Origin of the sequence: Streptomyces sp. ISL-98 (assembly GCF_018614055.1) — a bacterium.
GTDB lineage: Bacteria > Actinomycetota > Actinomycetes > Streptomycetales > Streptomycetaceae > Streptomyces > Streptomyces spiramyceticus.
In genome coordinates, this window is record NZ_JAGGPB010000024.1 from 1 (window position 1) to 15619 (window position 15619).

10 protein-coding genes are annotated in these 15619 nt (G+C 71.3%); 2 read left to right on the forward strand and 8 right to left on the reverse strand.

Annotated features, from left to right (window positions below; genetic code table 11):
- The first annotated feature begins 382 nt into the window (after window positions 1–382).
- Window positions 383–2440 (forward strand): fructose-specific PTS transporter subunit EIIC, encoded by a 2058-nt coding sequence (locus J7I98_RS17135; protein WP_308377835.1) that lies wholly within the window; start codon window positions 383–385, stop codon window positions 2438–2440.
- 169 nt (window positions 2441–2609) lie between these two features.
- Here the strand turns inward: J7I98_RS17135 and J7I98_RS17140 are convergent, their stop codons facing one another.
- The 6 genes from J7I98_RS17140 to J7I98_RS17165 all read right to left on the reverse strand — a co-directional run bounded on the left by J7I98_RS17140 (window position 2610) and on the right by J7I98_RS17165 (window position 9423).
- On the reverse strand, window positions 2610–3581 hold the full coding sequence (locus J7I98_RS17140; protein ID WP_214921592.1) for a cation diffusion facilitator family transporter: 972 nt from the start codon (window positions 3579–3581) through the stop codon (window positions 2610–2612).
- Between the two features lie 97 nt (window positions 3582–3678).
- The gene (gene manA, locus J7I98_RS17145; RefSeq protein WP_214921593.1) at window positions 3679–4863 is read right to left on the reverse strand and encodes a mannose-6-phosphate isomerase, class I; all 1185 of its coding nucleotides are present in this window, start codon (window positions 4861–4863) and stop codon (window positions 3679–3681) included.
- Between the two features lie 112 nt (window positions 4864–4975).
- The gene (locus J7I98_RS17150; RefSeq protein WP_214921594.1) at window positions 4976–6112 is read right to left on the reverse strand and encodes an SIS domain-containing protein; all 1137 of its coding nucleotides are present in this window, start codon (window positions 6110–6112) and stop codon (window positions 4976–4978) included.
- Between the two features lie 149 nt (window positions 6113–6261).
- On the reverse strand, window positions 6262–6444 hold the full coding sequence (locus J7I98_RS17155) for a Trm112 family protein (protein ID WP_214921634.1): 183 nt from the start codon (window positions 6442–6444) through the stop codon (window positions 6262–6264).
- Window positions 6445–7570: 1126 nt separating this feature from the next.
- Entirely contained in the window at window positions 7571–8935 is a 1365-nt protein-coding gene (locus J7I98_RS17160) for a phosphomannomutase/phosphoglucomutase (protein ID WP_214921595.1), read from the reverse strand.
- 65 nt (window positions 8936–9000) lie between these two features.
- Window positions 9001–9423: a DUF3499 domain-containing protein gene (locus J7I98_RS17165; RefSeq protein WP_214921596.1), complete on the reverse strand. Its 423-nt coding sequence runs from the start codon at window positions 9421–9423 to the stop codon at window positions 9001–9003.
- 273 nt (window positions 9424–9696) lie between these two features.
- Here J7I98_RS17165 and J7I98_RS17170 point away from each other — a divergent pair, with 273 nt between their 5' ends.
- Window positions 9697–10155, forward strand: coding sequence for a metallopeptidase family protein (locus J7I98_RS17170; protein WP_214921597.1), 459 nt, complete (start codon window positions 9697–9699; stop codon window positions 10153–10155).
- 112 nt (window positions 10156–10267) lie between these two features.
- Here the strand turns inward: J7I98_RS17170 and J7I98_RS17175 are convergent, their stop codons facing one another.
- Together J7I98_RS17175 and J7I98_RS17180 are read right to left on the reverse strand one after the other, a co-directional pair.
- Complete coding sequence (locus tag J7I98_RS17175) at window positions 10268–11830, reverse strand: DUF5719 family protein (RefSeq protein WP_214921598.1); 1563 nt, start codon at window positions 11828–11830, stop codon at window positions 10268–10270.
- Complete coding sequence (locus tag J7I98_RS17180; protein ID WP_214921599.1) at window positions 11827–15567, reverse strand: glycosyltransferase family 2 protein; 3741 nt, start codon at window positions 15565–15567, stop codon at window positions 11827–11829. Before J7I98_RS17180 ends, J7I98_RS17175 begins: the two co-directional genes overlap by 4 nt.
- Between the last annotated feature and the right edge of the window lie 52 nt (window positions 15568–15619).

The window sequence follows — 15619 nt, forward strand, 5'->3', positions numbered from 1 at the left end:
GGGAAAGGTCCGCGACCTTGAAGTCCTGGCCGGTGGCGACAGTCGTCATGCGAGCTGCTCCTCGTGAAGTGGGTCGAGGCGGGTACGGCTGACTCTGCGGGCGGCGGGCATACGAGTGCCCGGGCGCTCGCAGCGCAGTCCGTCGGAGGCCCTCTCTCCCTCGGCCGGTCCTCGGACCGCCCGACCGCCATCAGCAGCGACGTCTGGCTAGGTCACGAATCTACACCGATCGAAGCAGTGGTCCCCAGCCCGCCTGGTCCCAGTTGTGGCTGGACCTGTGTGTTCGGGCCGGTTGTTTCCGGGCTTTCTGGACCTTTGATCCGGCGCGTTCGTGCTGCACGATGCCAGGACATCTGGAACGTACGCGCGACGGGAGATTCACGTGACAAGTCCGGCCGGCCGCACAGAGGGCGGAGGCGTGGGCGGGCAGAAGAGGCTGAAGCTGCTCGCGGTCACCGCCTGCCCCACCGGTATTGCCCACACGTACATGGCGGCGGAGAAGCTGGCGCAGGCCGCCGAGCGTCTCGGTATCGACATGAAGGTGGAGACGCAAGGCTCCATCGGGGCTGAAAACGTAATGTCTGACAACGATGTCAAGGATGCGGACGGGGTCATCATCGCGGCCGACAAGGACGTCGACCGCAGTCGGTTCGCCGGGAAGCGGGTGCTGGCTGTCGGTGTGGCGGAGGGGATCCGCCGTCCTGAGCAGTTGATCGAGGAGGTGCGGACCGCGCCGGTACAGGGGGCGGGTGGAGCGGGCGGTTCCGTCGAGCCGCCCGCTCGTGGTGGCGGGGGCGGCAGGGAGCGGAGTGTCGCGTACAAGGCGCTGATGAACGGTGTCTCGTACATGATCCCGTTCGTGGTGGTGGGCGGACTGCTCATCGCCGTGTCGCTGGCGATCGGTGGGCACGCGACGCCGGAGGGACTGGTCATCCCGAAGGATTCCTTCTGGATGGACGTCAACAACATCGGGGTCATCGGCTTCAAGCTGATGGTGCCGATCCTGTCCGGCTACATCGCGTACGCGATCGCTGACCGGCCGGCGCTGGTGCCGGGCATGATCGGCGGCTGGATCGCCAACGACGGGTCGCTGTACGACTCCGAGGCGGGCGCCGGGTTCATCGGTGCGATCGTGACCGGGTTCCTGGCCGGCTATCTGGTGCTGTGGATCAAGAAGGTCAAGGTTCCGAAGTTCGCGCAGCCGATCATGCCGATCATCGTGATCCCGATCGTTGCGACGACGGCGCTGGGGCTCTTCTTCGTTTACGTGATCGGCAGTCCGATCGCCTGGGTGTTTGAGCATCTGACGAGCTGGCTGAGCGGGATGACCGGGACCAGCGCGATCCTGCTGGGCGCGATTCTTGGGCTCATGATCGCGTTCGACATGGGCGGCCCCGTCAACAAGACGGCGTTCCTGTTCGGCGCCGGTCTCATCGCCACCGGGAATCAGACGGTGATGGGCATGTGCGCGGCCGCGATCCCCGTGATGCCGCTCGGGCAGGGGCTCGCCACGCTGATACGCCGCAAGCTCTACTCGGAGCAGGAGCGCGAGACCGGGATGGCCGCGCTCTTCATGGGGCTGTTCGGGATTTCGGAAGGTGCGATCCCGTTCGCCGCCGCGCGGCCGACACAGGTCATTCCGGCGAACATGCTCGGTGGCGCGGTCGCCGGTGCCGTCGCCGGCATGGCCGGAGTGACGGATGCGGTGCCGCACGGCGGGCCGATCGTGGCCGTCCTCGGCGCGGTGGGCGGTGTGCCGATGTTCTTCGTGGCTGTGGCCATCGGAACGGTGGTCACAGCGGTGACTACGAATGCGCTCATCGGCATCAAGGAGCGGGGGGCGGCTTCGGGTTCGGGTTCGGGTGCGGTCGTGCCTGAGCCTGTACTCGCCGGGGTCGGCGCGGGTGGTGCTGGTGGGTCCGGAGTCGCCGTACGTACTGAGAAGGCGTTGTCGGCTCCTTCGGCTGTCGCGGCGCCCGAGGGCGAGGTCCTCTCCGGGTATCTCACCGCCCGGACCGTGAAGGTGCAGTTGGAGTCGCACGACAGGGACGCGGCGATCCGGGAAATGGCCGAGCTGCTGGCCGCCACCGGGAACGTAAGGGACGTCGACGAGCTGGTGCGGGTGGCGCTGGCTCGGGAAGGCCAGGGGACCACGGGGCTCGGCGAGGAGATCGCCATTCCGCATGCCAAGACCGACGCGGTGTCCGCTCCGATCGTGGGTTTCGCGCGGTCCGCCGAGGGCATTGAGTGGGGTTCGCTGGACGGGACGAAGGCCAAGCTGGTCTTCATGATTTCCGTGCCGGAGGCGGCCGCAGGCGACGAGCACCTGCGGATTCTGTCGATGCTGTCGCGCAAGCTCATGGACACCGACTTCCGTGCGCGGCTGTCGGCGGCTCCTGACGAGGCGGCGGTGCTGAGGGTGCTGGCCGAGGTTCAGTAATTCAGTATCCGGTCGCGCGAAGCGAAGTACGAAGCGCGAAGCGAAGTACGAAGCGCGAAGCGAAGTACGAAGCGCGAAGCGAAGTACGAAGAAGGCCCCCGCCTGTGCTTGGCGGGGGCCTTCTCGTTGTGCGTACGGACTGTTGCGTACGGGCTTGTGCCTACGGGCCTCAGTGCGCGGCTGCCGGGCCCTCCGGGGTCCTCGCCGGATTCTCGCCCGCCCCTGCCGCCGACTCGTCGTAGATGTCCGGCTCCAGGTAGATCACCCGGGCGATCGGGACCGCCGCGCGGATGCGCTCCTCCGCCGCGTTGATCGAGCTGGCGACCTCCGCCGCCGTGTCGTCGTGCTGGACCGCGATCTTGGCTGCGACCAGCAGTTCCTCGGGGCCGAGGTGGAGCGTACGCATGTGGATGACACGGGTGACGGTGTTGCCGTCGACGACCGCGGCCTTGATCTTCTCGATCTCGTCCGTGCCGGCCGCCTCGCCGAGGAGGAGGGACTTCGTCTCGGCCGCCAGGATGATCGCGATGATGATCAGCAGGACACCGATGCAGAGCGTGCCGATGCCGTCCCAGACGCCGTCGCCCGTCACCAGGGCCACACTCACGCCGGCGAGCGCGAGGATCAGGCCGACCAGCGCGCCGAGGTCCTCGAGGAGGACGACCGGCAGCTCGGGGGCCTTGGCGCGGCGGATGAAGTCCTTCCAGGACTGGTTGCCGCGGGTGACGTTGGATTCCTTGATCGCCGTGCGGAAGGAGAAGGACTCCGCGATGATCGCGAAGACGAGGACGCCGACGGGCCAGTACCAGGCCTCGATCTCGTGCGGGTCGTGGATCTTCTCGTAGCCCTCGTAGATCGCGAACATGCCACCGACCGTGAAGAGCACGATGGAGACGAGGAAGGCGTAGATGTAGCGCTCGCGGCCATAGCCGAAGGGGTGCTGGGGCGTTGCCTCGCGCTGGGCCTTCTTGCCGCCGAGCAGCAGGAGGCCCTGGTTGCCCGAGTCTGCGAGCGAGTGCACGCTCTCCGCGAGCATCGAGGACGATCCACTGAAGAGGAACGCCACGAACTTGGCTACTGCGATCGCGAGGTTGGCGGCGAGCGCCGCCACGATCGCCTTGGTTCCGCCTGACGCACTCATGGGTGCCGGATGTCCCTTCCTTGGTGCCGCGGCCCTGGCGCCGCCGTACGGCCGCACATTGTTGCAGCTCCGTGGGGCGGCATGTACGGACGGTACGTCAGGCAGCCACTGTGGCCCGGAAGAGTGTGCCCGTACCAGACAATTCAGCTGATTCCCCTGCTGGCACGAAGGCCGACTCCCCCGGCGAGAGGGTGAGTTCGCCGGCCCGGATCCGACCCGCTGTGCAGAGCAGGATCTGCGGAGTGCCGGAGGGGAGAGTGCGGGGCGCGGCGCCCTCGGCAAGGACGTACCGCGAGAGCCGGAATTCGTCGATCGGGGTCTCGTGCAGCTCCTCGCCCTCGGGGGATGCCTCCGGGCGCAGGACCCCGGGGTCGCCGGCTTCGAAGCGGACGATGCGGAGGAGCTCACGGACGTCGACGTGCTTGGGGGTCAAGCCGCAGCGCAGCACATTGTCCGAGTTCGCCATGATTTCAACGCCGAGGCCGCTGAGGTAGGCGTGCGGGACGCCGGCTCCGAGGAAGAGGGCCTCGCCGGGCTGCAGCTGTACGTAATTGAGCAGCATGGCGGCGATGACGCCCGGGTCGCCCGGGAAGTGGTGCGCGAGCGTGGCGTACGGGGCGTACGCGCCGCCCAGGCGCTCGGCGGCGGCCGCTGCGGCGGTGACGGTCTCGCGCATCTCGGCGGGGTCCGCCGTCAGCACGGCGGTGAGGACCTCGCGGAGCGCGGCCTCTTCGGGGTGGGCGTGCAGCAGGTCGACGTACGGCTTCAGGGAGTCGACGTCGAGGGCGGCGATCGCGTCCGCGGCCTCGAGGGGGGCGCGGAAGCCGCACAGGCCCTCGAAGGGGGTCAGCGCGCAGATCAGTTCGGGCTTGTGGTTGGCGTCCTTGTAGTTACGGTGCGGGGCGTCGATCGGGACGCCCGCGCTCTCCTCGGCGGCGTAACCCTCTTTGGCCTGGGCGAGGTTCGGGTGGACCTGGAGGGAGAGGGGGGCGCCGGCCGCGAGGATCTTCAGGAGGAAGGGGAGGCGGGGGCCGAACTTCTCTGCCGCTGCGGTGCCGAGTTCGCGCTCTGGGTCTGCGGCGATCACGTCGGAGAGGGCGATCTGTTCGGCGGTGCCTTCGCCGGTGCGTTCGGCTCGGGTGACGCGCGAGGGTGCCCCGGGGTGGGTCCCCATCCACATCTCGGCCTGGGGCTCGCCGGTGGGGGCGACGCCGAGCAGCTCCGGGATGGCGGTCGTGGAACCCCAGGCGTAGGGGCGCACGGTGTTCGAGAGGCGGTCCATGCTGCGTTCCCTCGGTGCGTGTGGGGGTGTGGTGGTGGCCGGGTACCTGTTCGTACGTCTGCAGGTGCGCTGTTCAGGTGCCTGTTTCAAGTGCCTGTTCAGGTGCTCGTCGTCATGATCGCCCTGCCGAGGCGAGCGACAGGTAAACGGCGGCGAAATCTGTGATGGCGAGCAGCTCCGCGAGGTTTTCCAGCTCGCTGCCCTCGTCCGGTTCGAGTTCGCTGATGGCTGTGTCGTGGCTCAGCGCGAGCTCGCGGGCGGCCGGGGCGGCGGAGATTCCGCCGACAGGGCGGTCGCGGAGCAGGACCACGCGTGCGTGCAGCGCCTGCGCCTCGTCGACGCGGTCGCGGAAGAAGTCCTCCGGGTCGGCGCCTGCGGCAAAGGCGCCGGCGAGGAGTACGCCGTGGGCAGGCAGGGCCTCCGGCAGTTCGGCGGCGAGCGCGGGGCGGCCGGCCAGTTCGGCGAGTACGGCGGCGAACCGGCGCCCCGGGGGGCCGGCGTACGCGCCCTCCGTCCAGATCAGCGGGAGCGAGTCGGCGAGCTCGGCGGCGAGCGTCTTGGCCGGGTTGCTGTACGTCGCAATGGCCGGCCCGCAGCGCTCGGCGGTGCGGTCGAGGCGGTCGGCGACGAGCCGGAGGGTGTCGGGCGGTGCGGTGACCAGGCCGACGCGGTCCAGGAGGACGAGGAGTGGGGTGAGCAGGGCCCAGAGCGCGCCGGGTCCTGCGGAGGCCGCGGTCTCGTCGTACTCCTCGTAAGGGGCGACCGCCATGGGTACGACCAGGCCGTGAACCCCGCCGACGGACTCGCTCAGCGGCGAACGCTGCGGGGCGACGGCGACGACCGTGCAGCCTCGGCGGTACGCCTGCTCGGCGAGGAGCGCGAGGCCGGGCTCGGCGCCGTCCGTGGTGACGAGCAGGAGGAGGTCCACGGAGCCCGCCCAGCCCGGGAGCGTCCAGCGCAGGGCGCCTGCGGCGGGGGCCACGCCCGAGGAGCGCAGACGGGTGACGGGGCAGGCGGCGCCCACGAGTGCGGTCAGCAGGTCGGCCACGCCGCTCGCGGCGGTGCCTGGGCCTGCGATCAGTACGGCACGGGGGCGGCCTTCCGGCCTGATTTCGGCGAGGCCGGCCTCAGTGGCGTGCCGTGCGGCGGTACGTACGCGCGCACCGGCCTCAGCCGCGCCGCGCAGTAGGCCGCGGCGGTCGGCGCGGGCCAGGGACTCCGGGTCGTCCAGCAACGACTCGTCGAGCATGGGGCGGGCCTCCGATCGCCGGGCGCGGATTGCTTTGCGCGGGGGGACGTCGTTCGGGTGCGGGGGGGGGCTGGCTTTGGTGCGTGGTGCTTGCTTGCCTGTGCTTGCACGACTGGGCTTGTGTGCCTGGGCTTGCGCCTGTGGCCGCGTCAGGCGGGGCGGCGGGCCTCGTCCACGAGGAGTACCGGGATGCCGTCCCGTACCGGGTAGGCCAGGCCGCAGTCCTTGCTGGTGCAGATCAGCTCGGGGGTCTCCGCGGTCGACGCGTCGCTGAGGGGCGCGTGGCACGCGGGGCAGGCGAGGATCTCCAGAAGGCCGGCTTCGAGCGCCATGGGGTGGGTCCCTTCGAACATGCGGATACGGTGCGGATTGGGCCACGTCAGCCTACCGCCGGGTGGGGTGCGGCGCGGTGTGGCGGGGCGCGATTTGGGGGGCGGGTGGTTTTCCTGGTGGCGCGCGCTGTCCGCTGCGCGGGGTGGGGTTGCGGCGTGTCGGCGGGGGCGGCGGATCTCTCCCCTGACCCACCCCTTCCCGAAACCGGGGCAGGCACCGGACCCCGATTGGCTGGGGAGGCCGTACGTGAGTGCGTGGCGGAGCCGCCGGGCACGGCGCTGGGCGCGTGGTGGTGCGCCGCGTCGCGTGAGTAGGGGCCCTTGCGGTGCGCGCCGGAGGCCCGCCGCGCGTGTTGCGCGGCGGGCATCGCGGCCAGGCCCGAGGGCCGATGCGGCCACGGAATCTGCGCGGCAACACTGAACCAGCCCGCTGGGTGTTGCGGCTGCCGCGTGGGGTGCCCTGGCGCAGTCGGCGCTGGCCCTGGCAGCAGCGGCAGACGATGGCGTAGGCCCCGCACCGTCGTCGGCGGCGGCGGTGTAGGCCCCGCACATCGGCAGCCGTGACCGCCCCGACTTCTTGGCGGCGGAGCCGGGCGACCCGCGTTCTGGCCTGTACGCGGCGGGTACGGCGGAGTCACGTACGGCTGAACGCAAGCAGCGGCGCGATCCCTTCACGCCTGGCGCGCGGCAGCGCGTGCCGCCTGTAGCTCCGGGCGCCACGGCCACCGTCCGCCTCCGCCCTCGGCGTAGCCCGACGGAGCGGGGCGAAGCCAGTGAGGCGGCCCCAACGCCGCAGAGCACGAGACACGCACGACGAGTGGGTGTCCGGCGCAGCGGGCCGAAGCCCGTAAAGCACCCCAGCGCCGCACGGCACCAGACACGTACAAAGCGCGGTGCCGGCACAGCGGGGCAAAGCCCGTAGGCGCCCTGGCGCCGCACGGCGCCAGAGGCACACAAGAGAGTGGTGCCCGGCGCACGGGGCCAAGGCCGTGAGGCCGCACGTCGCCGCATGGCGCGAGGCATGCACCAAAAAGCGGTACCGCCGCCGGCGCCGCACTGCGCCAGGCACTCGCGTAAACGCCTCGCGTAAAGCGGTGTCCGGCGCAGCGGGCCGTAGGCCGTGGGGTCAGGAGCGGATCAGGGTCAAGGCCTCGTCTCGGACCTTTGTCATCGTCGGTTCGTCTCGGGCCTCTACGTTCAGGCGCAGCAGCGGTTCCGTGTTGGACGGGCGGAGGTTGAACCACCAGTCGGCGGACGTGACCGTCAGGCCATCCAGTTCGTCGATCGTGACGCCCGGCTGAGCGGCGTAGGACTCCTTCACCGCTGCCATACGGGCCGCCTGGTCGTCCACCGTCGAGTTGATCTCGCCAGAGCCGGTGTAGCGGTCGTACTGGGCGACCAGGGCGGACAGCGTGCCCTCCTGGCCTCCCAGGGCGGCCAGGACGTGGAGTGCGGCGAGCATGCCCGTGTCCGCGTTCCAGAAGTCCTTGAAGTAGTAGTGCGCGGAGTGCTCGCCGCCGAAGATCGCGCCGGTGCGGGCCATCTCCTCCTTGATGAAGGAGTGGCCGACGCGTGTGCGGACCGGGGTGCCGCCGTTCTCCCGTACGACCTCGGGGACGGACCACGACGTGATGAGGTTGTGGATGACCGTGCCCTTGCCGCCGTAGCGCGCGAGCTCTCGCGCGGCGACCAGGGCAGTGATCGCGGACGGTGAGATGCCCTCACCGCGCTCGTCCACCACAAAGCAGCGGTCCGCGTCGCCGTCGAAGGCCAGGCCCAGGTCGGCGCCGGTCTCGCGGACCTTCGCCTGGAGGTCGACGATGTTCTTGGGGTCGAGCGGGTTGGCCTCGTGGTTCGGGAAGGTGCCGTCCAGCTCGAAGTACAGGGGGATGAGGTCGAGCGGGAGGGAGCCGAAAACCGTGGGGACCGTGTGGCCGCCCATGCCGTTCCCCGCGTCGACGACGACCTTGAGGGGGCGCATCGAGGTCAGGTCGACGAGGGACAGGAGATGGGCCGCGTAGTCCGTCAACGTGTCGCGCTGGGTGATGGTTCCAGGTGTGGCCGCCGCAGCCGGGGCGGACGTCGCCGACCACTCCTCCACCAGCGCGCGGATCTCCGCGAGGCCCGTGTCCTGGCCCACCGGGGCCGCGCCCGCGCGGCACATCTTGATGCCGTTGTACTGCGCGGGGTTGTGCGAGGCCGTGAACATCGCGCCGGGGAGCCCGAGTTGGCCGGACGCGAAGTACAGCTGGTCGGTCGAGCAGAGCCCGATCTCCGTCACGTCCACTCCACGCGCCGCCGCCCCCCGTGCGAATGCCCGCGAGAGCCCCGGCGAGGAGGGCCGCATGTCGTGCCCGGTGACGATCGCCTCGGCGTTCGTCACTTGCACGAAGGCAGCTCCGAACAGCTCGGCCAGCGACTCGTCCCACTGGTCGGGGACCACACCGCGCACGTCGTACGCCTTGACGATCTGCGACAGATCAGCAGCCACGGCCAACCCTCCTGAAGTCCTGTTAGGTCCCCCAAAGCTACCCGCAAGGGCGGCCGGGGACGGGCTCAGGAGTCCGGAGAGCGCAGCACCCGCAGATGGCCGCGGCGCGCGACCTCCGTCGGGTCCGCTGTGCGGGCGCCGCCGCCGGCCTCGGCGGTGCGCTGGTGCGGCCGGGCGGCCTCGCGTACGGCGTTGGCGAGTGCTTCGAGATCGTCGCCGCTGGGGCGGGAGGGGGCCGAGCCGTCGACCAGGCGCAGGACCTCCCAGCCGCGCGGGGCGGTCAGCCGGTCCGAGTGCTCGGCGCACAGGTCGTAACAGTGGGGCTCGGCATATGTGGCGAGCGGTCCGAGGACTGCGGTCGAGTCCGCGTAGACGTACGTCAGTGTCGCGACGGCAGGGCGGCCGCACGCGGTGCGCGAACAGCGACGTACAGGGCTCACGATGTTGGACGGTACCGCACTCTTGACCGGGCCGCGACGACTCTCCATCACGTCACCCCACCGTGTCGCATGTCCTCGTGCGCCCCAGCCGCCTCCCAGGCAACTGCCTTGACCTGCACGGAGACCGGAGGGCACAGCGAGTGACCGGGCCGTGACCAGTCGCCACTTGGGGCAAATGGCGACAATCGGCGTGAGATCGTCGGTCGCGTACGGGCACGAAATCGAGCCCAATCTTGGCTGGAATGCTCAATTAGCGACATGCCGCCTGCCATCCCGTCGTCGCGATCGAAGTGCCCGGATGAGGGCTACCCTGCGTCAGTGATGGACAGTCCCGTACCTCCCCGCCCCACCGGACCGGGGCCGCGCCGCCGCGACCGCCACGGCCGCGGCATGCGAGGGCCCGTGGCCCCGCCTCAGGTGCCCCTCTCGACCAGCCGCGCCGCCGCTTTCGGCGACCTCGTCCAGGACTCCGTGGAGCGCCTGGAACGGCGCTGGCCGCAGCTCGCCGAGGTCGACTTCCTGGTGCTCGACGTGCCGCCCGCGGGCGGTGGCGACGAGGGGCCCGACATGTGGCCCTCCGAGCATGTGCCGCTCGGCGGGATGATGCCCGCCACGAGCGCGCACCCGGCGCGGATCATCGTGTACCGGCGGCCGGTGGAGATCCGTACCAAGAGCCGGGACGAGCGCGCCCTGTTCGTTCACGAGATCGTCGTGGAGCAGGTCGCGGAACTGCTCGGCCTGGCTCCGGAGTCGGTCGACCCGCGGTACGGACAGGACTGACCGACTGGTCCGGTGGCCGCTGACTGCTGACCGATGGCTGCTGGCCGCTGACTGCTGGCTGCTGGCTGCTGGCTGCTGGCTGCTGGCTGCTGACCGATGGCTGCTGACTGCCTCAGTCGTCCAGTACCGACAGGTCCTGCTCCGCCTCCGGCACCGACACAGTCCCCCCGTCGTCGGGCAGCGTCTGCACCGTGAACATCGGGATGCCGTCCTCCGGCAGTTCCAGCGCGCGCGACGCGTGGACCGGGCCGCCCGACTGCGGTTCGATCGTCAGCGCGTACGAGCCCTTGAGCCCGCCCGGCACCGGCGGCTTGACCGCGAGGGTCGTGCCCGCCTTGACGGTGTACGTCTTGACGACCGGCTCGCCGCCTTCGCTGCCCGCGGAGGCGGTGACTTTGACCTTGGCGGAGGCGCCGGGCGCGGTCAGCGAAAGCACCGACCCCTTGGCCCTGTTGTCGGCCACCGTCGCCCGCTCGCCCACCTGCCCTGTCGCCGGGATGTACGCCACTTCCTGGGAGGCGCCCTTGCCGCGCACCACGCGCAGCGCGGCGGCCACCGGAGTGCCGCGCCCCTGTGCCGGGCTGAGCAGCAGCGATCCCGCCTCGCCCTTGGTGACGTCCTTGAGGTCGACCGCCGTGGTCATCCCCGCCTTGACGTGCAGGTTCTCGTGTCCGGCCGGTGTGATGGAGCCGGTCGGGCTCGCCAGCCGTACCTTCAGGTCGGCGTCGTCCTCGCCCGGTGCGAACACCACGAGACGTACGGACGTGGCGTCCGCCGGGATGCCGGGGAGCACGGCACTGCCGGACGGGTCGGCCGAGGCCGCCAGCCAGTCGCTGCCGGCGTTCTCGTCCGTGGCCTGGACAACGGCGCCCACCCGGCCGGTACGGGTGGTCACGTGAAGAGTCACGTTCTCGACGTGGTCGGCGGTCAGGGTGGAGAGCAGCACGGGGACGCTGGACCTGGCGGGGACCGTGATCCCCTCCCCCACGTCCGACTTGAGGGCGCCGTCCTTGCCGTACAGCTCGATGTCGGCGACGGCGGCGGTGTCGTCGGGATTGGTGAGGTGTACGTAGTCCTGGCGTTCCTCGGAGGTGCTCGCGCCGGGGAACCAGAAGCTGGTGTCGGGTGCGGTGCAGCTGACGCCGAGCAGGCCTCGGCCGTTGCCTGCGGTGATCTTGGTGGTCTGCTGGGCGGTCCAGCCGGGGGCCAGGCGGCCGTCGGCGGAGCCGACCAGGGCCGGGGCCTCGGCGGTGCTCACCTCGGCGGTGCCGGGCTTGCCGGGTTCCTTCAGCGAGAGAACCGGCTTGCTCTCCTTGGGCTTCTGCCCTGCCGTGCCGTCGCCGTCGTCGGCGCCCTTCTTGTTGTCCTTGCCGCCGTCACGGTCGGCCAGTGTCGTGTCGGTGGGGATCAGGTCGGCCGCGCCCGCCTTGGCGTCGCCGCCGCCTGTCCCTGCCGGAGTGAAGGACGTGTACTGCGTCTCCGCCAGGTCGGACGGGCTCGGCGCCGGGCAGAGGAGGCTGGAACGCTCCACCGGGAGCCGTGCCGGAGCCTTCGCCTCCGTGCCGGTACCCGTGCCCGTTTCCCCGGCACCCTCCGGCGCGGAAAACGCGGCGAACCCGGTGACAGCGGCAAGGGCGGTGGCGGCGGCAAGCAGGGAGAGGGTGGTGCGGTTCATCGGTTGTTGCTCCCGTCGGGGCGCTGCTCGGGCTCGTTGCCCTCGGTGTAGGGCTGCTGCTGTCCATAGCCGTACGGGTCGTACTGACCCTCCTGGTACGGCTCGGCCGGGTACTGCTCACCGCCGTAGCTCTGCTGGTCGGCGCTGTACGGGTCGGCGCTGTACTGCTGGCTGCCGTACTGGTCGCCGCCGTACTGGCCCTCCGGGTACTGGCCGCCCTGGTACTGCTCGTCGTACGGCTGCTGTGCCTGCCCGTACTCCTGCTGTCCGTACTCCGCGCCCGCGTACGTCTGCCCGTCCCACTCCCCGTACTGCTGCTGCGGCACCGCCGCGTAAGGGGCCTCCTCTGCCTGCGGGGCGGCCGCGCCCTGCTCCTCTGCCGGGAACTGGCCGTACGGGTCCGCAACGGGCGGCGCAGGGGGCTGATCCCCGGCTCCTGCCTCCTCCGGGGCGTACGCGGCCTCCGCCTGCGCCGCCGCGCGCAGCCTGCGCGCCCTGCGGCCCTCGCCCGCCACAGGCTGAGCGGGCACCTCGATCTCCTCCTCCGGCAGGTCGTCGTCGACCTGCCGACGGCGGCCCGGCAGTGCGAGCACCAGCAGGACGAGGGCGAGCCCGGCCTGGGTCCAGATCCACGCGGTGTGGGTGACGGGCGCCTCGTAGGTGAGGTCGAGCCTGCCGCCGCTGGCGGGCAGTTCGAAGCCCTGCGCCCAACCGTCAACGGTCTTCTTCTCCAGTACTTGCCCGTCGAGCGTGGCCTGCCAGCCCTCTGCCACAGCGTCCGCGATCCGCAGGACCCGGCCCGCTTCGCCCGCCGGGATCTTCGTATGGGCTTCGACCGGGCTCGACGCGACGGACAGCGGCTCGGCGCCCTCCTTGCCGGAGACGATCGTGGCCCGGGCGACCTGGCGGTCGACGCGCCACAGGGCGCTGCCGTCCAGCTGGCTCAGCCGGCTCAGGCCCGGTGTGGAGTCGAGGACGCGGCTCATCGCGCGCGGGGCCCCGTCCCGTACGAGGACGTAGCGGACGGCGTATCCGCCGAGCTGGTTCGCCTGGTCGGCGCCGGAGCCCGCGACCAGGTTGGAGACGATCTTGTCGAGCTGCGGGCTGCTGCCGCCCGCCTCGGCGAGCTCTCCGTCGCCCAGCCGGGCGCCGGAGCCGCGTACGAGGGTGTACGAGACCTTCGCCGCCGATGTGCCGCCGAGGACCAGGGTGCGTGCCTGGTCACGCGTGCCGCTCTCCTCCGCGACGAACGCCGGCACTTGCACCGGGTCGCGCCGCTCCAGCGGACCGGCTGCGCCGCCGATCATCCACCCGGCCGCCACGAGCAGCGGTCCGGCGGCAGCGGCGAAGGCGATCAGCACGGCGACGGGCTGGCGCCAGCCGAAGCTCTGGGCGGCGACGCGCTCGCGCGCACCGTCCGCGCCGAGCACGGTGGCGCCGATCAGCGCGAGGCCGTAGACGAGGGTCGCGGGTCCCGCCCAGCCACCGCCGTTGATGAATCCGGCGTTGGTGAAGACGGCAAACAGCAGGGACACGATCGCGACGACCCACGCCGCACGGATCGCGAACTGCCGCTCCCCGCGCAGCAGCGCCGCCAGCGCCGTCAGCACGATACCGATCAGCAGCAGCCCGCCCACGGCTTTCGGCCCGCCGGGGCTCATGCCGAGCAGGTCGAGCGCGCCGGCCGAACCCGTACCGAATTCCAGGCCCGCCTCACGGAAGAAGGCGGAGGGACCGGTCAGCAGCGACAGCGACCAGGGGGCCAGCATCAGTACGGGGGTGCCCAGGGCGGCCAGGAAGCGCAGGCCGTACGCCGTGATGTCGTCGCGCCGCAGGGCCAGTACGCCCACGCCGAGCAGCAGGGCGATGGGCCACACGACGGGCGTGAAGGCCATCGCGAAGGTCAGGAGGAGTGCGTACGCCCAGACGGCTCGCCAGCTGGATCGCGCGCCCCCGGCGCTGAAACCGCTCGCGGCGACGGCACACCGCGCGATGAGCGGTAGCAGGATCGCCAGTACGGCCGTACCGAGCCGCCCGCCCGCGAGGGCGCCTGTAGCGGCGGGCAGGAAGGCGTACGCGACGCTCGCCCACGCGCGCAACAGTCGCGATTCGACGAGCGGCCGGGAGGCGAAGTAGGCGGTGAGCCCGGCCAGCGGCACCGAGCAGACCAGCAGCACGGTGAGGGCGAGCCCTGTGGAGCCGAGGAAGACGGCCGACAGGGCGGCGAGGACCGCGAGGTACGGAGGGGCCGTTTGGGTGCCGCCCGTTCCGATCGGGTGCCAGACGTCGGCGTACCGCGCCCAGAGGTCCCCTACGTCGGCGGGCGCGGGCAGCAGTGCGCCGCCCGCAAGGGAGCCGCCGCCGAGGAGGCCCCGGCAGGCGATGAGGGAGACGAACAGCAGCAGGACGAAAAGCATGGGCCCCGGCTTGCGCGCGACCCGCTTCAGCCGCGCGAACTGCTCAACTTCCATGTAGTCGGCGTCGTCACCGCCGGGGCCCGACTCGACCACGCCGTGCCGCGATCCCGAGTCGGTGTCGGAGCCGCTGCCGAAGCTGCCCGCGACCTGCTCGACCGTCGCCCTGACGGTCGCGCCGGGCGGCGGGAAGAGGGGCCGCAGTTCGCTCGCGTCGACCGTTCCCTTTCCGCGCCTCCTTCTGGCCGCGAGGATCTTCCCGGGGCGCAGCAGGGTGCCGAAGAGTCCGGTGACTTCGTCGACCGCCTGTCCGGGCACCTTGCCCACGAGGTAGGCGAGGGTGCGCAGCAGTGTGCCGACGACGAGGCGGAGCATGACGTACGGAAGGACGGCGGCCCGTGCGTTGACGAGCATCGTGTAGACGGCGCCGGCCTTGTCGACGCGGTGCGGGTTGGCGACCGAGCGCCCGGCGCAGTCGATGGGCCGGCGCTCGCGGGCGGAAGCCTCCGCGTGCCGCAGGACGGCGTCGGGCGCGACGAGGACCCGGTGGCCGGCCGCGTGGGCACGCCAGCACAGGTCGACGTCGTCGCGCATGAGGGGCAGGCGGCGGTCGAAGCCGCCGAGCTGTTCCCACACGTCGCGCCGGATGAGCATGCCCGCACTCGACACGGACAGTACGGAGCGGACCTGGTCGTGCTGGCCCTGGTCCTGTTCGCGCCGGTCGAGGCCGGTCCAGCGGCGGCCGCTGTTGGCGATGGAGACGCCGACTTCGAGGAGCTGCTTGCGGTCGTACCAGCCGCGCAGTTTGGGGCCGATGATCGCGGCGTATTCGTCGGAGTCGGCGACGCGCAGCAGTTCGGCGAGCGCGTCCGGTTCGGGCGCGCAGTCGTCGTGCAGCAGCCACAGCCACTGCACCGGTTCGCCGTGCGGAAGTTCGGGCATGTCGTACGCGTCGTCGCGCCACGACCTGCTCACCGGGTCCCAGCCACTGGGCCGTTTCAGGTACGGCAGGTCCTCGGGCGTCAGCACCTGGGCCGTACGGACCGCCTCGTCGACGGCCGTTCCGAAGCCGGAGCGGCGTGCGAGGTGCAGCACGCGTTCGGCGCCGAGTGCTTCGGTGACCAGCTGGGCGGAGTCGTCCGCGCTGCCGGTGTCGGCGGCGACGGCGTTCTGCACGGGGCGTTCCTGCCCCAGCAGCCCGGCGAGCGCGTCGGGCAGCCAGCGGGCGCCGTCGTGGGAGACGAGCACGGCAGTGACTACGTGCCGGGGGAACTCGGGCGCGGCCGCCGCGTACGGCGCCGACGTTTGGCTGTGCACGGACATCGGGGTACGGGCCCTCCGGCCGGGGTCCGGGGGTCGCCCCCCGGAAGGCTGC